Raw genomic sequence first — 23,961 nt, 5'->3', positions numbered from 1 at the left:
GCTCCAGTCCGGTCCGGTCCTGTCCGGTCCAACCAGGCCGGTCACAGCGTCGGGCGGAGGGCGGACCCGGCGGTGCCGGCGCGGGGGGCCGCGGCGCCGGAGGCGAAAGCGCTGCCCCGGCGCCACTCGGACCAGCTGAGGTTCCAGTCGCCGAAGCCGTTGTCGAACGGAGTCATGGGCTCGCCGTACCCGTTGACCACGCGGACGAGATCGCCCTCGCGCACCGTGGAGAAGAACCAGGCGGCGTCCTCGGTGCTCATGCCGGTGCAGCCGTGGCTCACGTTCTCGCTGCCCTGCGCGTCGAGCGACCAGGGCGCGGCGTGCAGGTACTCGCCGCTCCAGGTCACCCGGGTGGCCCAGCGGACCTTCAGGTCGAAGTAGTCGCCGCTGCCGCGGGTGATGCCGATGGAGTCGCCGCGCATCCGGACGAGCGGCTCCTTGCCGAGCACGACCTTGGTACCGCCCCTGGTCCGGTAGCCGGCCTTGCCGGTGGTGACCGGGAAGGTGCGGATCGGTTCGTCGTCGCGGAACACGGTCGTCGTGAGCGCGGCGACGTCCGTGATGGCTTCGATCCGGGCCCCGGTCGTGAAGGTGACGGGTCGTGAGCGGCCGCCGTACAGACCGCCGATGACCTTGGTCCCGTCGAGGCCGCTGCGCACCCGGACGGTGGTGCGGGCCGGCCAGTACGCGCGGGGCCGGTAGTGGAGCGTGTCGGAGTCGACCCAGTACCAGGCCCCCTCGACATGGGGTTCGGTCCGGACGAGGAGGGCGCGTTCGACGACTCGGCGGGCCTGGGGTTCGTCCGCCGGTACGGGGTGGCTGAGTTCGGCGGTGACCGGCTGGCCCACGCCGTACGTACCGCCGCCGTCGGGGCCGAAGGCGACGGTCAGCCGTTCCCCTGCGGGGGCGGCCACCGTACGGAAGTCCAGGCGGGCGAGGCGGCGGTCCGGGCCGCTGGCCCCGGGGCGCTCGACGACGAGACGGGCCTCGTACCGGACGCCCGCGGGGAGCGGCGCGGCGCTGGTCCAGCGGGTGCCGTCGACGCTCGGCGCCCCTGCGACGCGGCGGCCCCGCTGATCGGTGACGGTGACGTCGGCGAGTACGCCGGGGGTGCGCAGGGCGAGTTCGACGGGTCCGGAGACCTCGTCCCCGAGGGTGAAGGCCTCTCCCGTCAGAACACGTCCGCCCCGGAGCTCGACGGTGTGGCGGGGTGCGGAGCAGAGGCCTCCGGCGGCCGAGCAGCCGTCCACCATGACGAGGGCCGTGGGCTCCGGGACCGAGAAGGAGCTCCTGTCGTGATCGGCCGGCGACTGGGCCGCCGTGCTGACGAGAACGGCTCCGACGGCCAGGGAGAGTGCTCCCCACCCCCGTACATGTCGGTGTGACGACGCGTCCGACACGCCCTCCCCTTTCCGGCGACGACCAGGACGTCGGCAGACGACGCCGACCACACCATCACATCGGACGAAAGGACAATCAGATGATCAAGGGAGCGGGCGTGGCGCCGGAATGTCGGCGGAGACGACTCGATTGGGGTAGCGAGGCGAACGCTCGTCGGCTCGGCAGGGCTGACGCGGGCGGCTAGCGGGGCGGCTCCGGGAGTTCCTCGCCGGTCTCCAGGAGGGACTTGAGGCTGGAGATCAGCGCGGGCCAGCCCTCGCCGACCATCCCCTTCATCAGGCCTGCGGGATCCAGGTCGCCGTGGGTGACGGTGAGCTTGACCATGTCGCCCGAGGGCTCGATCCGGAAGGTCACCTTGGACCGGGGCTCCCGGGCGAGCCGCTCGTACACGTCCCGGCCGAGCCGCACGGCCTCCGCCCACGCCGGCGTGAAGGTGTGCCAGGTGTACGAGAGGAGGCGGCCGGGCTCGGCCTCCAGGACGACCTGATCGGGGTCGACGGTCCGGCGGCCGACCTCGTCCCAGACCATGGGGGCACCGGGGGTCCACTCACTCTCGAAGGCCACGCCCCAGTACCGCCGGGTGAGCGCGGGATCCGTGAGTGCCTTCCAGAGCTCGTCGGGGGTGGTCCGGATATAGGTGGTGTAGACAAACGTGTGGCTGTCCATCGCGCTGCCCCTCGGATCTGCCGTCCCCTCCCTCCAGCCTAGGCAGGCGCCGGACGGACGTGCCAGCGTAGGACCCCCGTCCGGCCTGGGGATCGCCGCTGGAATAGGTGCGGAGGAAACTATTCAACGTGCTGCTAGCGTGTCGGAATGTCGCTCAAGCACGCCGTCCTCGCAGCTCTCCTGGAGGGCGAGGCATCCGGATACGACCTGGCCAAGATCTTCGACGTGTCCGTCGCCAACTTCTGGGCCGCCACCCCGCAGCAGCTCTACCGCGAGCTGGACAAGCTCGCCGAGGCCGGCCTGATCACGGCGCGCGTGGTGGAGCAGGAACGGCGTCCCAACAAGCGGATGTTCAGCCTCACGGAGCCGGGGATGCGGGATCTGGCCGCGTACACGGCCGCGCCCCCGCGCCCCAGCGCCGTACGGGACGAACTGCTGGTCCAGGTCCAGGCCTGCGACGGCGGCGACACGGCCGCCGTCCGCGGGTTCGTGGCCCGGCGGATGGAGACCTCGCGGGACAAGCTGGCCCGCTACGACCGGCTGCGGGAACGGATGCTCGCCGGCCGGGACGAGGAGACGTACCTCGACGAGGCGGAGCGGGTCGGCCCCTACCTCACGCTGATGCGCGGCCGGTTCTTCGAGGAGGAGAACCTGCGCTGGGGCGAGCGCGCCCTCGCCGTGCTCGACCGGCGTGCCGCTGCGCGGGGCGGGTCGGTGGCAGACGCGACCGCGGCTGCCACAGCCTGAGCGGAGCGGGGGCGCGGGCCGGGCGGGTCAGGCCGGGCGGGGCGGGCTTGACCGGGCACCCGAAAGGGTGACGGCGGGTCCTACCCTGCGGTAACGTCTCCGGCCGGTCACCGGAAGCGCCGGTGGCGGAGTACGTACGGATCTACGTACGGATCGGGGACGGGCTTCTATGAACGTCGGTGACCTCGTCGAGGACTTCAGCCTGCCGGACGAGACGGGGGCCGCGCGTTCCCTGAGCGGCCTGCTCGCCGAAGGGCCGGTCGTCCTGTTCTTCTACCCGGCCGCGCTCACCCCCGGCTGCACCGCCGAGGCCTGCCACTTCCGGGATCTCGCCGCCGAGTTCCGCGCCGTCGGTGCGCTGCCCGTCGGCATCAGCACCGACCCGGTGGAGCGGCAGCAGGAGTTCGCCGAGCGGCACTCCCTCGGCTATCCCCTGCTGTCGGACCCGGACGGTGCCGTGCGCGACCGGTTCGGTGTGAAGCGCGGTTTCTCGCTCGCGCCGACGAAGCGGGTGACGTTCGTGATCGGCCAGGACCGGCGGGTGCGGGAGGTCGTCCGCAGCGAGCTGCGCATGAGCGCCCACGCGGACCGGGCGCTCGCCGCCCTGCGCGGCGCCTGACGAGCGCGTCCCCGCCCGCTCGGACAGCCGGAGTCAGACGCTCGGACGGCTGCGTCGGACGACTGGACGGCTGCGGCGACGGCCGCGGCGGCCGCGATCCCGGTCCATCCGAACACGGCGGCCGGGGTGCCGCACGTCGAGCGGCCACGACATGCGGAGGCGGCCGGGCTGGGTGAAACTCGCTCCATGCCCGGCCTCCCGGCCGGTGCGGGAACGGAGTGCGCCGGAATGGACGACTACCCTCTCCTCAATCTCTTCTGGACCATGCTGTGGTTCTTCCTCTGGATCATGTGGCTGTTCCTGCTGTTCAAGGTGATCGGCGACATCTTCCGGGACCACTCCCTGAACGGCTGGGCCAAGGCCGGCTGGCTGATCCTCTGCATCGTGCTCCCGTACCTCGGCGTGCTCATCTACGTCATCGCCCGGGGCAAGAGCATGGGCGAGCGTGACGTCAAGCGGGCCAAGGAGAGCGAGGCCGCGTTCCAGGACTACATCCGCAAGACCGCCGGCCCGCAGGAGGGCTCCGGCGGCGCGGCCCACGAGCTCGCCCGGCTGGCGGAGCTGAAGGACAAGGGCGCCATCACGCCCGAGGAGTTCGAGAAGGCGAAGGCCAAGGTCCTGGCCTGAGGCCCGGGACGAGCACCAGACGAGAGCGCGCACGGACGTGCGGAAGAGGACGCGGGCGGCACCGGCCGCCGGGCTCGCCGGATCCCTCCTGAAGGAGGTCCTGGCGGAGCCCGGCAGGCTTCCGGAGTCGCTCGCGTCCTTCGCTCTGCGCCATCTCGGCCCGGGGGCCGGGCCGAGCGTCGCCCGCCTCCGTGAGGCCCATCCCGGGGCCGACGCGGCCGCCCTGCGCGGCCTGGTCGTGACCCGTGGACGACGGGCCGTGACGGCGGAGGGAGCGTTTGTCGGCGGCCCGTTCCTGCTGCTCATCCCCTTGGCCTTCTGCGGTGCGCTCCTCACCCAGGTGCGCACCGTCCTCGAGATCGCCGCCGTCGACGGGCTGGATCCCGCGGACCCCCAGCGCGGTGCCGAACTCCTCGTCCTGCAAGGGGTGTACGAGGACACCGGGACCGCGAGGGCCGCACTCGACCCGGCCGGGACCCGGCCGGGGAGCGGAGGCGACCGGGGGCGCGTGGCGGCGTTCCGGGACCTGATCGTCCGGATGGCCAGGCTCCTCGGCCTCGTCACACCGGACGAGGCGGTCGGCCGATGGGTCCGCGTCGGCAGGTGGGCGCTCCTCGGCGCCGTGTTCCTGATCGGCCTGGTGGCACCGCTGGTCTGGCTCCCGTACATGGCCGTCGGGTACTACCGGGGAACCACCCGCGTGACCGACCGGGCCACGGTTTTCTACGCCGGCTCACCCGACCCGCGCTCCCCGCGCGGTCGCCGGCTCGACCCCGTCATGGCGCGCACGGGCCTGAAGGCCGCCGGTTCCGTCGTGCTGCCGGCGGTCGCCCTCTTCCTGGTGATCGTCACGGACATCCACATCGCGGGCGGGCGGTGGCCGGTCGTGGGGATCGTCCTCACCACCAGCTGCCTGGTCTCGGGCGGCTGGTGGCTGTGGCGGCACTACCGACGACGCTCTCGGCACGGACACCGCACCCCTTAATGCGCATGCCGGATGCTGCTTTGATACGGTCCTGGCGTGAGGCTGACGAAGTTCACCGACCTGGCACTCCGCGCCGTGATGCGCCTGGCGGTCACCGCACCGGAGGAATCCGTCACCACCCGAGAGGTGGCGGAGTCGATGGACGTGCCGTACGCCCACATGGCGAAGGTGGTCACCCGGCTCCAGCACCTCGGCGTGGTCGAGGCGCGGCGCGGCCGCGGCGGCGGTCTGGCCCTCACCGAACGGGGCCGCCGCTCCTCGGTGGGCTGGCTGGCCCGCACCCTGGAGGGCGAGGAGGAGGTCGTCGCCTGCGAAGGCGACCCCCCGTGCCCCCTGCGGAGCGCCTGCCGCCTGCGGGGGGCGCTGCGCGAGGCGCAGGAGGCCTTCTACCGCGCGCTCGACCCGCTGACCGTGGCGGAGCTGGTCGCATCCCCCACCGGCCCACTGCTCCTCTCGCTCACCCCGCGCCCCACCCCCTGAACCGTGCCCGCCCGACGGCGCGCACGCGCACCTTTAAATACGCAGATGATCTACCAGATTGCGAGTTCCCATGCTGTCCGAGCAGGCCGTCCCGGTCGTCCGCGCCACCCTGCCCGCCGTCGGCGGCGCGCTCGACCGGATCACCGAGAGGTTCTACGCCCGCCTCTTCGCCGCCCATCCCGATCTCCTGCGCGATCTGTTCAACCGGGGCAACCAGGCGAGCGGCGAGCAGCGGCAGGCGCTCGCGGGCTCCATAGCGGCCTTCGCCGTCGCCCTCCTCGACCGGCCGGAGGAGCGTCCCGACGTGATGCTGACGCGGATCGCGCACAAGCACGCCTCGCTCGGCGTCACCTCCGCGCAGTACAAGACGGTGCACGAGCACCTCTTCGCCGCGATCGTCGAGGTCCTCGGCGACGCGGTCACGCCCGACGTCGCACGAGCGTGGGACGAGGTGTACTGGTTGATGGCCAACGCGCTGATCGCGGTGGAGACCCGGCTCTACCAGCGGGCCGGTGTCGCCGAGGGCGAGGTGTGGCGGTCGATGGAGATCGCCGAGCGGCGGGAGGAGACGTCCGACACCGTCTCGTTCGTCCTGCGGCACACCGACGGTACGCCCACGGCGGCGTTCCGGCCGGGCCAGTACGTGAGCGTCCAGGTCACCCTGCCCGACGGTGCCCGGCAGATCCGCCAGTACAGCCTGTCCGCCGCGCCCGGCCGCCCGCAGTGGCGGATCACCGTCAAGCGGGTCGCCGGCGACCCGGCGGGCGAGGTCTCGTCCTGGCTGCACGACCACGCGCGCGCGGGCGACACGGTGGAGGTCTCCGCCCCGTTCGGCGACCTGGTCCTGCCGGAGGGCGACGGCCCGCTGCTGCTCGCCTCCGCGGGAATCGGCAGCACCCCGATGCTGGCGATGCTCGACCACCTGGCGGCCACGGGGTCGACCCGGCCGGTCATCGTCGTCCACGCCGACCGCACGCCCGAGGCCCACGCGCACGCCGCCGAACTCCGCCGCCTCGTGGACGCGCTGCCGCAGGGGACCCTGCACCTCTGGTACGAGGAGCCGGGCGACTCCGGAGCCCTGCCGGGCCGCGCGGACGTCACGGCGCTCGATCTGCCGGCCGACGTCACGGCGTACCTCTGCGGGCCGCTGCCCTTCCTCCGCGCGGTCCGCGGCGATCTCGTCGGCCGGGGCGTGGCGGCAGCCGGCATCCACTACGAGGTCTTCGGTCCCGACCTGTGGCTCGGCGACGGGAACTGACGACCCCGCCGCACCCCTCCCCGCCCGGCCGAGCTGCGGGGAGGGGTACGGTCGGCCGCCGTTCCACGACGCGGGGAGGGGCGTGTGGAGCGGGTGTCAGCAGCCCATCGACCAGGTGTGGGAGTCACCCCGGTCGTTGGCGGCGCCGTTGTAGCCGACCTCCTGGCCGGGGGCGAGACAGATGGTCATGCTGCCGCCCTGCCAGGCGCTCTCGTAGACCTTGACGTGGTCCTTGATGCCGGGTCCCGAGATGCCGTGGTTGGCCCAGGAGGAGTCGGTGTCGGAGATCCAGCTCTCCCACCAGCCGTCGTCCCCGCTCCAGTTGGCGCGCTGGCCGCCGAAGTCGGAGTTCTGCCAGACGCAGAACTCACCGCTCGGGCATTCCGCCGCGCCGGCGGAGGTCGCGAGGGCCAGACCGGCGGTGGCGGCGAACAGGGCCGCCGCGGTGGTGACGAGAAGTCGCTTCACGAGGGGGTGGTGCCTTTCTTCGGGTGGGTGGGCGCGGGCAGTTCGACTGCCTGCCGCAGTGCGCGGTCGCGCAGCTGCCGGTATGCGGTGAGCTCGTCCCGGCGCAGCGCGCGCACCGCGGCCAGCTCGGCGGCCTCGAGCCGCTCGCGGACCTCGTCGAGTCCGCTCTCGCGGGAGCAGCGGGTGGCGACGGCCGGATCGGGACGGTCGGGGCGGGGACTGCCGGGTGGCGTCACGCACCGGGTCCACCGGGCGAGCGCGGCTCGGTGGGCGGGGTCGTCACGCATCCGGGCCTGAGCCTCGGCCCGGAGGTTGTCGACGACGACCTGTGCCCGGAACCAGCGGCGCTGATCGCCGTAGAGCCGCTGTCGGGCGCCGGCGACGCAACCGTCCTCGTGGGCGGTGACGGTGGCACCCGTGGCGAGGGTGACGGAGAGCTCCCGGGGACCGGCACCGAAGAGCGCCGACTGGAGCTCGAGATCCTCGTCCGGGGCACGGGGCCTGGAGGTCAGCGAGAGCCCCCGTCCGCTCAGGCAGTCCACGACGAGCCGGTGCTCGGCGGCCTTGAGGAGCGCGTCCTGGGCTGCCTTGCCGGAGGGGACACCGGGGTGCGCGGGGGCTCCGGGCCCGACGGCGGTGCAGCCGGACAGCAGGAGCGCGGCGGCTGCGGTCAGGAGCGCGCAGCGGGTGCGCGAGGTGGTGCGGAACATGGGGTCCCCCTTCGATCGTCCCTGGTCGGAGCGGTCGGCGAGTGATCGTCTCGACGCTCGGGATGATCACTGCCCGAGGGGGGAGCCACCATGCCGCGGCTCACTCGAACGGGTCGAACGCGCCGGGGTGCGCGCCCCTCACGCGCCGGTGGCGTGCCGTGCGGAAGGGGTCCGGGAACGACAGAGCCCCGGTTGGACGGGGGATTCCAACCGGGGCCGATCTGCCGTGACGCGAAGAGCGGTCACCTCTGGGGGGGGGACCTTGGGGACCGGGCCCCTTCGGCGTCACATACGTAGGAACGATGAACCTTTCCCGAATGTTCCGAGCGTTCCCCTGTGGGCGGTGTGAGTCAGCTCACCCGATTTCGGGGGTTCTCGTCAGTCCTTCTCAGGGCGGTACACAGCGCCCGGTTCCGCCGTGCCCGGAGCCAGCAGTTCGGGCACGGTCACGAAGGTGAAGCCCCGCCGCTTGAGCTCGTCGATGATGGAGGGGACGGCCGGGACGGTGCCGTCGTAGATGTCGTGGAGCAGGATGATCCCGTCGCCGTGCGCCTGCTCGAGCACCCGCTTCCGTATGAGGGCGGAGTCGGTGGTGGAGTAGTCCTTGGCGGTGATGCTCCACAGGATCTGGGCGAGCCCGAGTTCCTTGCTGACGTCGGACACCGCTCCGTCGGTGCGGCCCTGCGGCGGGCGCATGAGCGTGGGCTTCCGGCCGGTGATCCTCTCGACGGCGTCCTGGGTGCGGGAGAGCTCTTCGCGGACCTCCGACTCGTCGAGATCGGTGAGGATCCGATGGGTCCAGGTGTGGTTGGCGACCTCGTGGCCCTCGTCGGCTATGCGCTTGACCACCTTCGGGTAGCGGTCGACGTGCTTGCTGCCGAGCAGGAAGAAGGTCGCGGGCACCTTCTTCTCCTTGAGGATGTCGAGGAGCCGGGGGGTGTCCTTGCCCGGCCCCGCGTCGAAGGTCAGCGCGATGCACTTGACTTCGGCGCAGTCGACGCGGGGGCCGACGCCCGCCTTGTCGTCCGTTCCGCCCTCTGCCCGGGCGTCCTGCGGAGTGACGGTGTCGACTCCGCAGCCGCCGAGCGTCAGCGCCAACGACGCCACGGCGATCAGGGCAATGGCCGTCCCCCTACGTCGGCCCAGCCTGGATCGGAACATGGTGGAACCCACTTTCCCCGGTGATGTCTTCGGTACGGCCGGAAACCGCCTGGTCAGGGCGGCACTCACGGCAGACGGACGACTCTACACACGGTGTATACCGAGGAAGGCAGGGGGGGTCCTTCACGCACGCGGGAGGGGGGCCGTCCCGCCCGCGGGCACACGTGAACCCCGGACGGCGCCCGTCCGCTCCGTCCGGGGAGTTCGCGCTTCAGCGCTTCGGGTTCAGCGCTCGGTGTCGGTTCCTCGGCGTCGACGCTTCGGGCTCGGTTCCTCGGCGTCGGCGCCCTGGCCTCAGCGGGAGGCCAGCAGCAGTCGGGCCTCGGTCTCCTGGTCACCGGAGACGGACTGCTGGGACTGGATGTCGAAGCCGGCGGCAAGCACCTTCTCGACCTCGTGGACGGCGTGGTAGCCACCGCTGAGCGTGGCGCCGACCGGGGAGGTCAGATGGGTCGGGCGCACCTCCTGGTGGCGCCCACCGGCCGTGTCGAAGGTGGCCGTCCAGACGGTGGGGGACGGTACGGCAGCGGCCCGGGGACCCGGGGCCGACATGTCCTCCAGCTCGTAGACGCCGTCGAGGACGCCGAAGACGGCCTGCGCGTCCTCCCTGCTGCAGCCACTGAGCTGCACGGTCACGTCGGTGTCGATGTGCAAGTCGTACACGTCGCTCATCTCCTCGCGGCCACCGGTCGCTCGTGGCGCCCCGCGCTCGTCGTGCCGGCACTCGTCGTGCCACGCCTCCAGCATCCCTCGCGGGGCGTCGTCCCGCGAGGGACGCCCCTCGTCCGCTCAAGCGCGGCCGATGATGTCCTCCACGGTGTCGGCCTCGGACGCCCGCTTGTCGGGGCGGTGACGCAGGACCCGGGCGAAGCGGAGAGTGACACCGCCCGGGTAGCGCGTCGATGCCTGGAGTCCGTCGTAGGCGATCTCGACGACGAGTTCGGGTCGCACCCGCACGGTGAATCCGTCGTCCTCCACCGCGAGTTCACCGAGCCGCTCGGTCTGCCAGCGCAGCATGTCGTCGGTGAGTCCTTTGAAGGTCTTTCCGAGCATGACGAAGCCGCCGTCCGCCGCACGCGCGCCGAGGTGCAGATTGGAGAGCAGCCCGGTCCTGCGGCCGTGGCCCCGCTCGACGGCGAGCACGACGAGGTCGACGGTGTGGACGGGCTTCACCTTCAACCAGGTGCGTCCCCTGCGGCCGGCCACGTAGGGCGCGTCGAGCGCCTTGACCAGCACGCCTTCGTGTCCCCTGGCCAGGGTGTCGGTGAGGAACCGCTCGGCCGCCTCCACCTGCGCCGGATCCGCGGGATCGGCGACGACGAGGCGGCGGACTCTTTGGGGTTCGGGGAGCAGCCGGGCGAGGACCGCGTGCCGCTCGCGGCCCGGCCGGTCGATCAGCCCCTCGCCGTCGGCCGCGAGCGCGTCGAAGAAGACCGCGGTGAGCGGCAGCGTCGCGCGTGCCCCGGCGACGTCGGTGCGGGATCCGACCCGCGACGCGATGGACTGGAACGACACGGGGCGTCCGGTGCCGGGGTCGAGCGCGATCACCTCCCCGTCCAGGATGAAGCCGTCGGCCGGGACGGCCCGCGCGGTCGCGACCACCTCGGGGAGCCGGTCGGTGATGTCGTCGAGCGAGCGGGTGTGCACCCGGACGTCGTCACCGCGTCGGTGGACCTGGACGCGGATGCCGTCGAGCTTCTCCTCGACGACACAGGGCCCGAGAGCGCCGATCGCCTCGGTGACGGAGGCCGCGGTGTGCGCGAGCATCGGCTGCACGGGGTTGCCGACCCGGAGGGTGAACCGGTCGAGCGCGGTGGCACCCTCCGCGAGCACCGCCTGCGCGACCGGGGGAAGCGAGCCTTCGAGCATCACGGCTCGCCGCAGCTCGGCGGCGGGCACGGCAGCGGCCTGGGCGACGCCTTCCAGGGCGACGGCGTCGAGAGCCCCCTGACGGACCTCCCCGGTGAGCAGCCGCAGCAGCAACTGCTGTTCGTCGTCGGTGGCCGCGGCGAACAGGGCGTGGACGAGTCGGGTCCGCTCGGCACGGGAGCCCGCTCCGGAGACCCCCGCGAGTTCCGTCATCGCCTCGTCGACCCGCCCGAGCGTGAGCCCCGGCCGTTCGGCGGGCGGCACCGCGGGTGGGGCCACCTCCTTGAGCACGCTCCAGCCGACCCCGATCCGCCCCTGCGGGAGCCGGCCGGAGAGGTACGCGATCACCAGGGGGCTCTCCTCGGGCTCGGCCTCCGCGAACAGATCGGCGAGGAGCCGGATCTTGCGCGAGCGCGCCGACACGGCGGCGACCTCCCGGGACACCTCCGCAACACGGGCGAGCAGCATGAGCCCATCCTGCCCACCCCGCGCCCGCGCCGCACGCCGCGCGTCCCCCGCCGCGCGTCACCGTCAGGGCCACGCCGCCGGGCGCTTCCGTCCACCGACCCGCCCGCCGCTCGCGGCCCTCCTGCGCCGCAGCCGGTCGAGAAGCCTGGCGCGCGCGGCCGGACGGCTCGGCGGACGCTCAGGCGCGGCCGGCCGGCCCACAGGAACGGGAACCGAAGCAGGGACCCACGCCGGAGTCGAAGCCGGAACAGGCGCTGCGGCTGCGGATGTGGCAGTGGCTGGGGATGGGGCAGCGCCTGCGGCTGAAGGCTGAAGCGGCGCAGCCGCTGCAGGCCTGACCGGTGGTAGCCGCAGTGCGTGCGGCAGGGCCGGCGGGAGCAGGGCGGACGCCATGGTCGGAGCCTGCTGCCGGCGCTTCCGCGCGGACGTCCCGACACCCGGCCGTTCCCCGGCCGCACCCGAACGGCCCGCGTCGCCGGGATGCGGCGCGGCCTGCGCTGCCCGGGCCTCGTCGAGCGCAAGGGCCAGACTCAGGCGGTGCCAGAGGATCTCGTCCGGGTCGTCGGCCCGCGTGAGCCGCTCGGCGATGTCGCGGCTTGCCGCCCGCACCGGCATTCCGGGCGGCTCCGGCGGGCGCAGCCTGTCGAGGTGGGCGCGCTCGTACGGGTCGTCGACGACCTCGGCCAGCTGGACCGGGTCCAGCATCGAGGCCACGGCGGCGGCCTGTGCCCAGGGATCGTCCGTGGCCCGGAGGAGCACGCCGAGCCGCCGTGCCCGCCAGTTCCTGGGGCGCAGGTCCTCCTGCGCGGCCAGACGTTCGCGCAGTTCCAGGGGCAACCGCCCGGTGAGGAGCGCCGGGCAGGCGAGGCCGAATCCGGCGACCTCCTCCGCGAGATACGTCCAGACCACCGCCCGGTAGCGGTTGAGGGAGAACCGCACAGGACTGACGTGGCCCGTCCGGGCCAGCCGGGTGAAGCGCTCCGGGGTGATTCCCAGGAGCGCCGCGGCCTCCGTCGTGCCGACCGCGCGCACCCGGTCGCGCAGCCCGGCGGGAAAGTCGGGCGCGGCCTTGAGCCGGTCGAGCTCGCGCCGCTCGACCCGCCGTCGTCCGCTCTCCCCCGCGGGGACCGTCCTCACCAGGCCGAGCTGGACGGCGAGCCGGAACTCGTCGCGCCCCAGTTCCAGTTCCTCTGCGGCCCGCCCCGGCGTCACCGTCGCCGTGCGCGTCCTCTCGTCCACCGTCATCGCGTGGCCCTCCCCCGTACGTCCGTGTGCTCTCCGTGTCGCGGATCGATCCGACCCGCCACCGAGAACGTAACGCAGAGTGACCAGGCTCGCACGGCCTGTGGACAACCGCCTGTGGACAACCGCTCCGGGACGGCGCCCGAGGCGTCAGATCAGGCCGCCCTCCGGGCGCCCCGGCTGGCGGGCGGCCACGCCGAGGTGCTCGCCGACGCGGTTGACCAGCAGCGTCATCTCGTACGCCACCTGGCCGACGTCCGCCTCCGCCGCGCTCAGGACGCACAGGCAGCTGCCTTCGCCCGCCGCCGTCACGAAGAGCAGCGCCTCGTCGAACTCGACCATCGTCTGGCGTGCCCGGCCCGCCCGGAAGTGCCGGCCCGAGCCACGGGCGAGGCTGTGCAGTCCCGAGGAGACGGCCGCGAGGTGTTCGGCGTCCTCACGGGCGAGTCCGCTGCTCGCGCCCGTCACCAGGCCGTCGTTCGACAGCACGAGCGCGTGCCGTATGAACCCGACTCGCTGGGTCAGGTCGTCGAGCAGCCAGTCCAGTCCCTTGTCCAACGCCATCAGTGGTCCTCCCCCTGGGTGGTGCGCCCCGTGGCCCGGTTGTCCCGTGGTCCTCGTGCCGCAGCGGTCCGCCGTATCGCCGCAAGCCTTACGCACTGTCGTGAACAGGGCAAGCACTGCACCACGCCCGCGCGTGCCGCAGGATGGGGGCATGACGAGGATGAGCGATGCCCAGTGGCGGACGTTCGTGTCCGAGGGGACCCGTACCGGCAAGCTGGCGACCGTGCGAGACGACGGCAGTCCGCACGTCGTACCCATCTGGTTCCTCCTGGACGGGGACGAGTTCGTGTTCAACACGGGCAAGGAGACGGTGAAGGGCCGCAACCTCGCGCGCGACGGACGGGTCTCCCTGTGCGTCGACGACGACACCCCGCCGTTCGCCTTCGTCTCGCTCAGCGGGCGCGCGGGACTCACGGAGGACCCGGCGGAGTTGCGCCGCTGGGCCGGCCGCATCGGCGCCCGCTACATGGGCGAGGAGCGGGCGGACGAGTTCGGGGAGCGCAACGCGGTCCCCGGCGAACTCCTCGTCCGGGTGCGGATCGAGAAGGTGATCGCCCAGGCCGGCGTGGCCGACTGACCGGCCCAAATCGCGGTGCGGCGGTTCAGCCGACGGTGTCGAGGAGCCGGGCGGTGTGCATCCGCCCGGCGTACTCGACGAGCCGGATGAGCACTTCCTTTCCGGAGTCCCGGTCGCGCGCGTCGCACAGCACGACGGGGGTGCCCCGGTCCAGGTCGAGTGCGCGGGAGACGTCGGCCGCGCCGTACGTACGCGCGCCCGTGAAGCAGTTGACCGCGACCACGAACGGTATCTTCCGGTGCTCGAAGTAGTCGACGGCCGGGAAGCAGTCCTCGAGCCGCCGGGTGTCGGCGAGGACGACGGCGCCGAGCGCGCCCTGCGACAGCTCGTCCCACAGGAACCAGAATCGGTCCTGACCGGGAGTCCCGAAGAGGTACAGGGAGAGACCGGAGCGGATGGTGATGCGGCCGAAGTCCATGGCGACGGTCGTGGTGGTCTTCTGGTCGACTCCCCCGGTGTCGTCGACCGACTCTCCGGCACGGCTGAGCTGTTCCTCCGTGCGGAGCGGCCGGATCTCGCTGACCGCGCCGACGAGGGTGGTCTTCCCCACGCCGAACCCACCGGCGACCAGGATCTTCAGGGCGAGGGCGGTGGTGTCCGCGCCGTCCTCCCCGCCGTCGTCCGTGCCGGTGCTCTCAGAGCGCTCGTAGGCCATCGATTACTTCCCTCAGGATTCTTTCGTCGGGGAGCTGTGCGGGCGGGACGGGCCGGCTGACCCGTACGAAGCCCGATTCGAGGAGGTCGCCGAGGAGGACCCGGACGACGCCGACGGGCAGGTCGGCGTCGGCGGAGAGCTCCGCGACCGACTGGGTCTCGGCCCGGCACAGGGCGAGCAGGGACCGGTGCTCGGGGCCGAGGAGGGATTCCTCGGAAGGTCCGGGCGGGTCGTCGTCGACGACGACGAGGGCGATGAGGTCGAACCGTACGTTGCTCGGCCCGGGTTTCGTCCGGCCTCCGGTCATCGCGTACGGGCGCACGAGCGGACCGGCGTCGGCGTCGTACCACTGACTGCCCGGCACGGACGGGCCGCCGCCGGTGCTGTCCTCGTTCATGGGCCTTCTCCGGGTCAGCCGACGGCCGGCGGGGTCACCGTGAGCCGCGGCGGGGTGTGCAGGTGCTCGCCCACACGCTTGACGAGACGGGCCATCTCGTACGCGATGAGACCGATGTCGGCGCTCACCGAGGCGAGGACGGCGAGGCAGGAACCGTCGCCTGCCGCGGCGACGAAGAGGAAGCCGTCGTCCATCTCGACCATGGTCTGGCGGACCCCGCCCGTGTGAAACTGGCGGCCCGCTCCCTTGGCGAGGCTGTTGAAGCCGGAGGCGATGGCGGCGAGGTGTTCCGCGTCCTCGCGGCTGAGACCGTTGGAGGCCCCGACGGCGAGTCCGTCGTTGGAGAGCACCACGGTGTGGCGGACCTCCCTCACCCGCATCACGAGGTCGTCGAGGAGCCAGTCGAGCTCGCCGGACCGGTGGTGGGAGATCCTCTCGTGGTCGATCATGACTGGTCTCCTTCGGGGCGGGGGTCGTCGAGGGGGGTCGTGCCGTGGCCGGGTTCGTGACCGGTGCCCGTGCCGAGGGGGCGTCTGCTGCCCGGGGCCGCGCCGCCGCCCCGCTGCCAGCCGTCGCGGTAGGCCGCCATGCGGTCCCGCACGACCTCCGGGGTGCGGGGGTCCGTGCCCTGCTCGGTCGGTACGAACACGGGCGCCGCGGCGGGAGCTTCGCGCAGCTGCGGGACCAGGCTCGCCTGCCGTACCCGGCGCGGCAGCTCGCCCTCCGCGTCGTCACCGTGTCCGGCGCGACGGGCGGCACCCGCGGGCGTGCCGGGTTGCTGTTGCCTGGTCGGCGGCGGGACGGAGGGCCCGCGGCGGCGCAGTTCGGTGACCCCGGCGGGTGGTGGGCCGGGTTCCGCGGGCGCGGCGAGCGCGGGCACGGCGGTCGGGCGGGGCAGGGACTGCGGGCGCGCGGGCGCGGGAGCCTGCGGCGGGACCGGCGGCCGGGATCCGCTCGTCTCCCTGGGCAGGTTCCCGGGCCGTGCCCCGGCGGGCGGCTGCGGCGCGGTCCTGCGGGACGCGGCAACGGGCCCCGCGGGGCCGCCGAGAACGGGAGCCGGCGGACCGGCCTGCGCCTGCGGACGGGACACCTGGGGACGGCTGAAGCGGCGGGCCTCGGCGCGCTGCGCCTCCTCGCGTTCGCGTGCGGCGCGCGCCTCGTCCGTGCGCGGGTCGGAGCCGAGGCGGTGGGAGCCGGCCCCGTCGGCGCGGGACCGGTCGCCCGTCGTCCGCTCGTCGCCGCTCTGCCGGTGGTCCGGGCCCGGCTCTCCCCGGCCGGGGGCGGCCGCGCGGGGATCGCGGACCTGTGGGCTTCCGTCGTGGGGTGTGTCGGTTCCGTGGCCGGTGGCTCCCGCGGCTCGGCCCGGGGGCAGGGCGCCCTGGAGGACATCGGTGGGCAGCAGGACGACGGCCGTGGTGCCGCCGTACGGGGAGGTTCGCAGCTGGACCTTGATGTCGTGGCGGGAGGAGAGCCTGCTGACCACGAAGAGACCGAGCCGGTCGCTGTCGAAGAGGTCGAGGGCCTCGGACTGGTCGATGCGGGCGTTGGCCTCGGCGAGGGTGTCCTTGCCCATGCCGAGTCCCCGGTCCTCGATCTCCAGGGCGTACCCGTTGCCGACGGGCTCGCCGCTGACCCGGACCTTGGTGTGGGGCGGGGAGAACTGGGCCGCGTTCTCGATGAGTTCGGCGAGCAGGTGGGTAAGGTCGGCGACGGCGCCGCCGACGACGGCCGTTTCGGGGAGTCGGCGCACCTCCACGCGCGCGTAGTCCTCGATCTCGGAGACGGCGGCGCGGACGACGTTGGTGAGGGGGACGGGCATCCGCCAGGCGCGGCCGGGGGCGGCGCCGGAGAGGATGATGAGGCTCTCGGCGTGACGGCGCATCCGGGTGGTGAGGTGGTCGAGCCGGAAGAGGTCGCCGAGTTCGTTGGGGTCGTCGGCGCGCCGCTCCATGCTGTCCAGGAGGTTGAGCTGTCGGTGGACGAGGACCTGGCTGCGGCGGGCGAGGTTGACGAAGACGCCGGAGATGCCGCTGGCGAGTTCGGCCCGTTCCACGGCGGCCGAGAGGGCCGCCCGGTGGACGGTGGTGAGGGCTTCGCCGACCTGGCCGATCTCGTCCTGGGAGACGGGCCCGGGCGGGGTCTCGGCCTGGACGTCGATCTCCTCCCCGGCCCGCAGCCGGCGCATGGCGTCGGGGAGTTTGCCGCGGGCGATACCGAGGGCGGTGTTGCGGAGGCTGACGAGTTCGACGACCAGGCCGCGACCGATCCGGACGGAGATGACGAGGGAGGCGGCCACGGCCGCGAGGCCGAAGGTCACCGCGGCGCCGCCCGCGGTGAGCACTCCTCCGGCGAAGGGGTCGGAGCGGTCGGCCGCGGCGGCTCGGGCGTCGGTCTCGATCGTGGCGAGTCCGGTCCGTACGGCCGCGAGGGTGTCGTCCCAGTCGGCGCTGGGGACCGCCTGGGCGGCGGTGCGGCCGGGGCTCTCGGCGCGGACGCCGTCCTCGGCCCGGATGAGCCGCGCGTGGTCTCCGCCGGCGGCGAGCCGGTCCCACGCGGCGCGTTCGGCGGCGGGCAGGTCGGCGGTGGCCGAGGCGGTGAGGGTGCGCCGGGTCTCGACGGCTCCCGAGAAGGCGCGGAGGCCCTCCTCCGAGAACCGGCCGGTGAGATGGGCGACGGTGAGGAGCGCGTCCTCGCGGGACAGCATCTCGCCGGCGCGGCCGAATTCCAGGAGTACGCGCGCGTCGGAGCCCTGCCGGGTGTCCTGGATGCCGGTGAGGGCGCCTCCGACGGCGAAGGCGGCGGAGACGGCCGCGGTGTACTCCTCGTACACCTGGTTCCCGTCGGCGCGGCCGTCGGTGGCGGCGGTACGGAGCCGGGCGAGGCCGGCGACCTTGCCGACGAAGGCGCTGACCCGCCGCCCGACGTCGCCGGGGAGGTCCCCGGTGTCGCCGACCGTGTGCGTGTCGTCCAGGCGGAGGCGGTCGACGGCTGCGTCCGTGCGGCGGATCCGGTCCTTGAGCTCGGCGGCCCTGGTCGCGCCGGGGGCCGCGATCTGCCGTACGGCGGCGCGCCGTTCGGCCTGGAGAGCGGCGAGGGCGGCCGTCACGGGCTCACGGATCTCGGCGTCCACCCGCTGGAGCTGGCGGAGCCGGGCGACGTCCTGGGCGGTGGTGACGGTGGCGAAACCCCACAGCGCGAGGAGCGACACGACCGGGACCATCAGGAGCGAGACGATCTTGGCGCGGACGGTACGGGGGCGCAGGCCGCCGCGCGGGGCGCCGAGTCCGTGCGACGCGACGGAACGAGGCGCGGACGGGCCGTGGACGGCGGCGTGGCCCCCGGTGGTGGCCGCACGACCGCCGGTGGGGGTGCGACCGCCGGTGGGGGTGCGACCGGCGTCCGGGTGTCCTGTGGAGGCCGGGTGCCCGGTGCCGGGGAAGGCCTCGGCAGTGGGTTCGCCCGGCTCGTCGGCGGGCGGCCCGGCGTGTGCGCGCCGCCCGCGCGCGGCCGCCGACGGCGGCGCCGACGCCTTGGCGTCGTTGGTCCTGCGGGGAGTTCGCATGGCCTCCTCGTTCCGGCTGCGACGGTCTCTGGTGCGTGGCGTGAGGGGTTCGATCCAGCTGACTCGCGTGTATGGGGTTCGGTCCGGCTCGCGTGTGTACGGGGCTCTGCGGTGTGTACGGGGTTCGGTACGGGGCTCGCGTGTGTACGGAGTTCGGCTCAGCTCGCATGCGTACGGGCGGATCCGGCGGTCCGGAAGCCGGGGGGCGCGACGTCCACCGCGCGGTCGTCGGTGAGGCGGCCTGCGGAGGCGTACGCCGCGCGTTCCTTGGCCGTCGGCGAGAGGGCGACGAAGGCGGAGGTGATGAAGAGGTACGAGCCGAGGCCGACGGCGAGCGGGAAGATGAACTGCATGACCGTGGCGCCGGGGAGAGCGGCGGTCGAAGGGGCCACGTCCACCCCCACCGCGAGCATGCCGGTGTAGTGCATGCTGCTGACGGCCGCGCCCATCACGAGCGAGGCGACGGCCACGGCGGCGGGGGCGTGGATGTTGAGGGCCGCCCACAGGGCGGCGGTGGCGGCGACCACGGCGATGACCACCGAGAGGCCGACGAGCAGGGGGTCGAAGCGGACCTCGCCGTGGAGCCGGAGGGCGGCCATGCCCATGTAGTGCATGCTCGCCACGCCGACACCCGTGGTGAGTCCGCCGATCAGGAGCGAGCGGACCCGGTCGCGTCCGTAGCCGACGGCGAACACCCCGACGCCGACGACGGCCATCGCGACGACGAGGCTGAGGATGGTGAGCGGAACGTCGTAGCGGATGTCGGTACCGGTCACGCCGAAGCCGAGCATCGCCACGAAGTGCATCGTCCAGATGCCGGTGCCGATCGCGGAGGCCGCCGTGAGCAGCCAGTTGCGCCGCGAGCGGCCGGTCGCGTCGAGGGCGCGTACGGTGCAGCGCAGCCCGAGGGCGGCGCCGACGCAGGCCATCGCGTACGACAGTGCAGGTGTCAGCCAGCCGAAGGTGGCGTGGTCCAGGTGTCCCATGGCTCCGGGACGCTAGTGCGCATCAGGGGGCGCACCAGGGGCGCATTTCGAAAGCTGATGGAATATGACAGAGAGAGGATCCCGAACGATCGCACCGGGCTCGAACGTGCACGCAGTCGGTGCGCACAGAATGTTCACATTCGACGGTCACTCCTCCGGGTACGGAATCATGGGCGCATGAGCGATGACCCCACACACGTCCGAGAGTTCTTCGGCTCCCGCGCCGCCGACTGGGACACCCGGTTCCCCGACGACGGGCCCGCGTACGCAGCCGCCGTGCAGGAGCTCGGCCTGCGCCCGGGCGACGCGGTGCTCGACGCGGGCTGCGGTACCGGGCGCGCCCTCACGCCGCTCCGCGCCGCCGTCGGCCCGTCCGGCACCGTACTCGGTGCCGACCTGACCCCCGAGATGCTCGAGCGGGCCGTCGCCGCCGGGCGCGGCGGCACAAGCGGGACGGCCGCACTGCTCCTCACCGACGTCGGGCACCTGCCGGTGCGCGACGGCGCGCTCGACGCGGTCTTCGGGGCGGGACTCGTCTCGCACCTCGCCGAGCCCGTCGCCGGTCTGCGTGAACTCGCCCGCGTCGTACGGCCCGGAGGCCGGCTCGCGCTCTTCCACCCGATCGGGCGGGCGGCCCTCGCGGCCCGCCACGGCCGGCAGATCACCCCGGACGACCTGCGCGCCGAACCCCGGCTGCGCCCCGTACTCGCCGAGGCGGGCTGGCGGCTCGTCAGCTACGTGGACGAGAACGCGCGCTACCTGGCCATGGCCGAGCGGGAGGCCTGAGGCGGCCGGATCCCTCACCCGGATGTGGCAGAGTCGAGGCGGGGTCTCGGTGCGACTGAGGGGGCTGTGAGTGGCGCGGGTGGTCGACGATCGGTTCGAGCTGGTGGAGCGGCTCGGCGGCGGCGGAATGGGCACCGTGTGGCGCGCGCGGGACCTGGCGCTCCACCGTGAGGTGGCCCTCAAGGAGGTCCGCCCGCCCGACCCCGCGCTGGCCGAGTACGACCCCGAGGCCGCGCGCGAACTCCGGATCCGGGTGCTGCGCGAGGCCCGGGCACTCGCGCGCGTGGCGCACCCCCACGTGGTGACCATCCATCACATCGTGGACGGCGGCGAGGGCACGTACCCCTGGCTCGTGATGGAGCTGGTCCCCGGCGGTTCCCTCCAGGACCGCCTCGACCGCGGTGTACTCGCCGTCGGCGAGGCGGCGACACTGGGGCGCGGAATCCTCGCGGGGCTGCGCGCGGCCCACGCGGTGGGCATCCAGCACCGGGACATCAAGCCGCCGAACGTCCTGCTGCGGCCCGACGGGCAGCCGGTCCTGACCGACTTCGGCATCGCGGCGATCCACGGGGCCACCGCCCTCACCGCCGCCGGGTCCATCATCGGCACGCCCGACTACATGGCGCCCGAACGCGTCGGCGGCGAGGAGGGCGGACCGGCCGCCGACCTCTGGTCGCTGGCCCTGACGCTGTACGTCGCGGTGGAGGGCCGCCACCCGCTGCGCCGCGCGAACACGCTGGCCACGCTCGCGGCCGTCCTCGGCGAGGAGGTTCCGCCGCCCCTGCGGGCCGGGCCGCTGGCACGGATCCTGACGCGCGTGCTCGTACGTGATCCGGCGGCGCGCCCCGACGGCGAGGCACTCGACCGGATGCTCGCCGAGGTCGAGGCGGACATCCGTGCGCCTCATGCGGCCGTGGCCGCCGGACGCCCTCTCGTCGACGCGGGCGCGGACACCGCCACCGCCTTCCCTCCCACACCCCCGGTTCCGTCCGGGCCGCCCACGGCGCACAAGCGGCGCGGCGGTGTGTACGCGGCGGCGGCAGGAGCGGCCGTCGTCCTCAGCGGTGTCCTCGTGTGGAACCTCCTGCCGCTCGGCGGCGGCGAGAAGGACGACGGAGGGGGCGACCGCGTCGAGGGCAAGCCGAGCGGTCAGGACTCCGGTTCGCCGTCGACCCCCTCCACGGGGGCGTCCGGGGCGAACCCGACCGGCGGCGGCCCCAGGATCACCATCGGCGTCAAGTTCGACCAGCCGGGACTCGGCTTCAAGAACCCCGACGGCACGCACGCGGGTCTCGACGTGGACGTGGCGACCTACGTCGCCCGCGCCCTCGGGCACGATCCCGCCGACATCGTGTGGAAGGAGGCCCGGAGCTCCACACGCGAGTCGCTCCTCGTCAGTGGTGAGGTCGACCTCGTCGTGGCCACGTACACGTTCAACTCCCAGCGCGACCAGAAGGTCGACTTCGTCGGTCCCTACTTCGTCGCCCACCAGGACGTCCTGCTCCCCGCCGACGACACCACGACCCAGCGCCCGGCCGACCTCGACGGCCGGAAGGTCTGCACGGTCACGGGCAGCAGCAGCGCGCTCCTGATCCGGACGAAGCTGGCCCCCCAGGCACAGGTCGTGACCTACGACAGCTACGCCCGCTGCATCGACGACCTCGCCTCGGGCGCCGTCGACGCCGTCACCACCGACAACACGCTGCTCGCCGGGTACGCCGCGAACGACGCGTACGAGGGGCGGTTCAGGCTCGCCGGTTTCGACGTCAGCGACGAGCCCTACGGCATCGGCGTTCCGGAGGGCGGCGACGCGAAGGGCACCGTCCGGCGGGCGGTGCAGAGGATGATCGACGACGGCTCCTGGAAGAAGGCCGTCGAGAGGAACCTCCCGCTCCTGGAGAACGCCTCGCCACCGGTCCAGCAGTGGTCCACCAGCGGCGGGGCTTCCTAGGGGGTGCCTTGTCGATCATGCCGGGCTCGCGGGGCCTGATCGACAAGGCACCCCCTAGCGGACCCCAACGCACCCTTCTTTCCCGGCACTTCACTGACTACCGTGGATGTGCCGGGCAGTCGTGCCCGGGAGAGGCGGTGCGGCGTGGCACGGGTACCCGAAAGACTGCGCAGAATCCTTCCGTCCGCCCGGCGGGCACCCCAGGCGACCGCGCCGGCGCCACCGCGCCCCCGGCAGGGGCACAACCTCTTCGAGGCGGCCGCCGAGTACGTGGCCGCCTGCGCCGAGGACGATCCGGCGCGGGCGGAGGAGGCGGCCAGCCGGGTCTCCCCCGGCATGCTGTCCTTCGGGGTCAACGAACTGGCCTGCCGAGCCCTCCTCACCCTCGCCCGGGAACGCAACGAGTCACCGAGGGCCGTGGCCCGCTCGCTCCTGGGCCTCCGGGAGGACCCGACGCGGCGACCGGCGGCCGGCGCGTAGGGCTCGCGGCACGGGGCGGGCCCGGGCGCCGGAGCCATGGCGGCGCCGCGGCCCTTTCTCCGACCCGAGCCCGTCCGGCGACGCAGGTCACGACGCCGGGCTATGGACAGGGCTCCCTACTCATTGGTTAAGGTGCGCCGACAACCAGATGGGGAGGCATGCGTGGCTGGGACGGACCCGATCGCCGAGGCCGAGGCCGACGGCGCTGCCGACGCGCTGTTCGTGCTGACCGCGGCACTGCTGACGCCCGCGCGTTTCCCGAGCGTGCTCGGTGACGACTACCCGGCGGCGTGCGCGGCGCTCGGACTCCAGCCGTACGTCGAGGGATACGGGCTCGTGTTCGGTCAGGACGGGCTCGGCGCGCGGTGGACGGTCGTCGTCGACGACGTGTCGCTCGTCGCGGTGGCCATCTCCTCCTGGGACTGCGGCATGGCGTACGACCTCTCCCCCGACGAGGCCTCAGTGGTCGCCGGACTGCCGGGCTGGCCGCTCGAGGTGGTGACACGCGCGCCCGGTGTGCCGGCGCCGCACGACCCGGAGCCGGAGGAGGGCGACCCGGCCCCGCTGGCTCCGCCGTCCGGCGATGTGTGGGGTCCTGCCCAGCGGCGCCTCGGCGCGGACGAGGTGGCGCTCCAGTGGTCCGCCTGGCGGAGCCAGGTGACGGACGACGCGTCGTCCGACGCGGGGACGGCGGCCCCGTCCGCCGCGACAGTCGCGTCCCGGCCCGCGACGCCGGCCGTCGCCTCGCCCTCGACGCCCTCCGCCGCCTCGCCCGGGACACCGGCCGAGGCCGAGCCCAGGCCGACGACCTGGTTCGACAGGCCCTCCCCCAGGAAGGCCGCGCCGCCCGCGACGGCGGAGACCCCGGCCGGGGGCACGGTGTCCACCGGTGCGGCCGCCGCCGCGGCCGCCGTCGCCGATCCGTATGCCGGAGTCCGGCGGGCCCTCGAAGAGCTCCGCGGCTACCTCGCGGACCCGCCGCCGATCGGGCGCGTGCGGTCCACCGACACCGGTGCGGACGGGGGTGCGCGGACGTTGCGCGCGGACGGCCCCGGCTGGTCGCTGGTGGCGCGTCCGGACGACATGGCCTTCGTCCTGCTCGACGAGCTGCCGCGCGAGGTCCTGCCGGTGGCCCGCGGTCCTCGGCTGCCCGCGCTCCTGGAGGGGCTCGACGCGATGGCCGTACGGCCTTCCTGACCGGCTGCCGGTCGGGGGCCGGTCGACTCCCGACCGGGCACGGTCCGCGGTCGAACCCGGGTCGCGCGCGGCCACTCCCGGTCGAGTTCCGCTCGCCGCTCCACA

25 protein-coding genes are annotated in these 23,961 nt (G+C 73.6%); 11 read left to right on the top strand and 14 right to left on the bottom strand.

Annotation, left to right across the window (positions count from 1 at the left end; all coding sequences use genetic code 11):
- Positions 1-41: 41 nt before the first annotated feature.
- Entirely contained in the window at positions 42-1,253 is a 1,212-nt protein-coding gene (locus tag AMK27_RS12240; RefSeq protein WP_107425535.1) for a L,D-transpeptidase family protein, read from the bottom strand.
- A 328-nt stretch (positions 1,254-1,581) separates the two neighbouring features.
- Entirely contained in the window at positions 1,582-2,067 is a 486-nt protein-coding gene (locus AMK27_RS12235) for an SRPBCC family protein (RefSeq protein WP_073905491.1), read from the bottom strand.
- 147 nt (positions 2,068-2,214) lie between these two features.
- Between AMK27_RS12235 and AMK27_RS12230 the strand changes: the two genes are divergently transcribed.
- From AMK27_RS12230 to AMK27_RS12205, 6 genes are all read left to right on the top strand, one after another.
- The gene (locus tag AMK27_RS12230; protein ID WP_073905488.1) at positions 2,215-2,814 is read left to right on the top strand and encodes a PadR family transcriptional regulator; all 600 of its coding nucleotides are present in this window, start codon (positions 2,215-2,217) and stop codon (positions 2,812-2,814) included.
- A 169-nt stretch (positions 2,815-2,983) separates the two neighbouring features.
- Positions 2,984-3,433, top strand: coding sequence for a peroxiredoxin (locus AMK27_RS12225; protein WP_030316940.1), 450 nt, complete (start codon positions 2,984-2,986; stop codon positions 3,431-3,433).
- A 228-nt stretch (positions 3,434-3,661) separates the two neighbouring features.
- On the top strand, positions 3,662-4,060 hold the full coding sequence (locus tag AMK27_RS12220) for an SHOCT domain-containing protein (protein WP_073905486.1): 399 nt from the start codon (positions 3,662-3,664) through the stop codon (positions 4,058-4,060).
- A gap of 37 nt (positions 4,061-4,097) precedes the next feature.
- Positions 4,098-5,045 carry a hypothetical protein gene (locus tag AMK27_RS12215; protein WP_073905483.1) on the top strand — a complete coding sequence of 316 codons (948 nt, stop codon included), beginning with the start codon at positions 4,098-4,100 and terminating at the stop codon, positions 5,043-5,045.
- A gap of 36 nt (positions 5,046-5,081) precedes the next feature.
- Complete coding sequence (locus AMK27_RS12210) at positions 5,082-5,525, top strand: RrF2 family transcriptional regulator (protein ID WP_073905481.1); 444 nt, start codon at positions 5,082-5,084, stop codon at positions 5,523-5,525.
- Between the two features lie 70 nt (positions 5,526-5,595).
- Positions 5,596-6,783 (top strand): globin domain-containing protein, encoded by a 1,188-nt coding sequence (locus AMK27_RS12205; RefSeq protein ID WP_073905478.1) that lies wholly within the window; start codon positions 5,596-5,598, stop codon positions 6,781-6,783.
- A gap of 96 nt (positions 6,784-6,879) precedes the next feature.
- On the opposite strand, the gene AMK27_RS12200 is transcribed toward AMK27_RS12205, so the two are convergent.
- The 7 genes from AMK27_RS12200 to AMK27_RS12170 form a co-directional block, all read right to left on the bottom strand.
- Positions 6,880-7,251, bottom strand: a complete 372-nt coding sequence (locus tag AMK27_RS12200) for a peptidase inhibitor family I36 protein (protein WP_073905475.1) — start codon at positions 7,249-7,251, stop codon at positions 6,880-6,882.
- Complete coding sequence (locus AMK27_RS12195; protein WP_073905473.1) at positions 7,248-7,961, bottom strand: hypothetical protein; 714 nt, start codon at positions 7,959-7,961, stop codon at positions 7,248-7,250. The genes AMK27_RS12200 and AMK27_RS12195 overlap by 4 nt, the downstream gene beginning before the upstream one ends.
- A 378-nt stretch (positions 7,962-8,339) precedes the next feature.
- Positions 8,340-9,122 carry a polysaccharide deacetylase family protein gene (locus AMK27_RS12190; RefSeq protein WP_073905471.1) on the bottom strand — a complete coding sequence of 261 codons (783 nt, stop codon included), beginning with the start codon at positions 9,120-9,122 and terminating at the stop codon, positions 8,340-8,342.
- Positions 9,123-9,416: 294 nt separating this feature from the next.
- Positions 9,417-9,794: a hypothetical protein gene (locus AMK27_RS12185; RefSeq protein ID WP_073906085.1), complete on the bottom strand. Its 378-nt coding sequence runs from the start codon at positions 9,792-9,794 to the stop codon at positions 9,417-9,419.
- A 117-nt stretch (positions 9,795-9,911) separates the two neighbouring features.
- Positions 9,912-11,459, bottom strand: a complete 1,548-nt coding sequence (locus AMK27_RS12180) for an ATP-dependent DNA ligase (protein ID WP_073905468.1) — start codon at positions 11,457-11,459, stop codon at positions 9,912-9,914.
- 63 nt (positions 11,460-11,522) lie between these two features.
- Positions 11,523-12,704: a DUF6397 family protein gene (locus tag AMK27_RS12175; protein ID WP_073905465.1), complete on the bottom strand. Its 1,182-nt coding sequence runs from the start codon at positions 12,702-12,704 to the stop codon at positions 11,523-11,525.
- Positions 12,705-12,851: 147 nt separating this feature from the next.
- On the bottom strand, positions 12,852-13,265 hold the full coding sequence (locus tag AMK27_RS12170) for a roadblock/LC7 domain-containing protein (RefSeq protein WP_073905463.1): 414 nt from the start codon (positions 13,263-13,265) through the stop codon (positions 12,852-12,854).
- Positions 13,266-13,416: 151 nt separating this feature from the next.
- On the opposite strand from AMK27_RS12170, the gene AMK27_RS12165 reads away from it, so the two are divergent.
- Complete coding sequence (locus tag AMK27_RS12165; protein WP_073905461.1) at positions 13,417-13,842, top strand: PPOX class F420-dependent oxidoreductase; 426 nt, start codon at positions 13,417-13,419, stop codon at positions 13,840-13,842.
- Positions 13,843-13,867: 25 nt separating this feature from the next.
- Here AMK27_RS12165 and AMK27_RS12160 read toward each other — a convergent pair whose 3' ends face one another.
- The 5 genes from AMK27_RS12160 to AMK27_RS12140 form a co-directional block, all read right to left on the bottom strand.
- The gene (locus AMK27_RS12160; RefSeq protein WP_073905458.1) at positions 13,868-14,497 is read right to left on the bottom strand and encodes a GTP-binding protein; all 630 of its coding nucleotides are present in this window, start codon (positions 14,495-14,497) and stop codon (positions 13,868-13,870) included.
- On the bottom strand, positions 14,478-14,894 hold the full coding sequence (locus AMK27_RS12155) for a DUF742 domain-containing protein (protein WP_073905455.1): 417 nt from the start codon (positions 14,892-14,894) through the stop codon (positions 14,478-14,480). Before AMK27_RS12155 ends, AMK27_RS12160 begins: the two co-directional genes overlap by 20 nt.
- A gap of 14 nt (positions 14,895-14,908) precedes the next feature.
- The gene (locus AMK27_RS12150; protein WP_073905453.1) at positions 14,909-15,343 is read right to left on the bottom strand and encodes a roadblock/LC7 domain-containing protein; all 435 of its coding nucleotides are present in this window, start codon (positions 15,341-15,343) and stop codon (positions 14,909-14,911) included.
- On the bottom strand, positions 15,340-18,456 hold the full coding sequence (locus AMK27_RS12145; RefSeq protein WP_073905450.1) for a sensor histidine kinase: 3,117 nt from the start codon (positions 18,454-18,456) through the stop codon (positions 15,340-15,342). The genes AMK27_RS12150 and AMK27_RS12145 overlap by 4 nt, the downstream gene beginning before the upstream one ends.
- A gap of 158 nt (positions 18,457-18,614) precedes the next feature.
- Positions 18,615-19,442, bottom strand: a complete 828-nt coding sequence (locus AMK27_RS12140) for an MHYT domain-containing protein (RefSeq protein ID WP_073905447.1) — start codon at positions 19,440-19,442, stop codon at positions 18,615-18,617.
- Positions 19,443-19,619: 177 nt separating this feature from the next.
- Here AMK27_RS12140 and AMK27_RS12135 point away from each other — a divergent pair, with 177 nt between their 5' ends.
- The 4 genes from AMK27_RS12135 to AMK27_RS12120 all read left to right on the top strand — a co-directional run bounded on the left by AMK27_RS12135 (position 19,620) and on the right by AMK27_RS12120 (position 23,856).
- Entirely contained in the window at positions 19,620-20,228 is a 609-nt protein-coding gene (locus AMK27_RS12135) for a class I SAM-dependent methyltransferase (protein WP_073905445.1), read from the top strand.
- 127 nt (positions 20,229-20,355) lie between these two features.
- The gene (locus AMK27_RS12130) at positions 20,356-22,179 is read left to right on the top strand and encodes a bifunctional serine/threonine-protein kinase/glutamate ABC transporter substrate-binding protein (RefSeq protein WP_241847471.1); all 1,824 of its coding nucleotides are present in this window, start codon (positions 20,356-20,358) and stop codon (positions 22,177-22,179) included.
- 144 nt (positions 22,180-22,323) lie between these two features.
- Positions 22,324-22,659: a hypothetical protein gene (locus tag AMK27_RS12125; protein ID WP_073905442.1), complete on the top strand. Its 336-nt coding sequence runs from the start codon at positions 22,324-22,326 to the stop codon at positions 22,657-22,659.
- 162 nt (positions 22,660-22,821) lie between these two features.
- A complete protein-coding gene (locus AMK27_RS12120) occupies positions 22,822-23,856 on the top strand; it encodes a hypothetical protein (RefSeq protein WP_073905439.1) in 1,035 nt (344 codons plus the stop codon).
- Positions 23,857-23,961 lie beyond the last annotated feature (105 nt).

Source organism: Streptomyces sp. CB02009 (assembly GCF_001905825.1).
Classification (GTDB): Bacteria; Actinomycetota; Actinomycetes; order Streptomycetales; family Streptomycetaceae; genus Streptomyces.
Note: the sequence above shows the minus strand (reverse complement) of the source record. Positions and strands in the feature narration are given on the sequence as shown.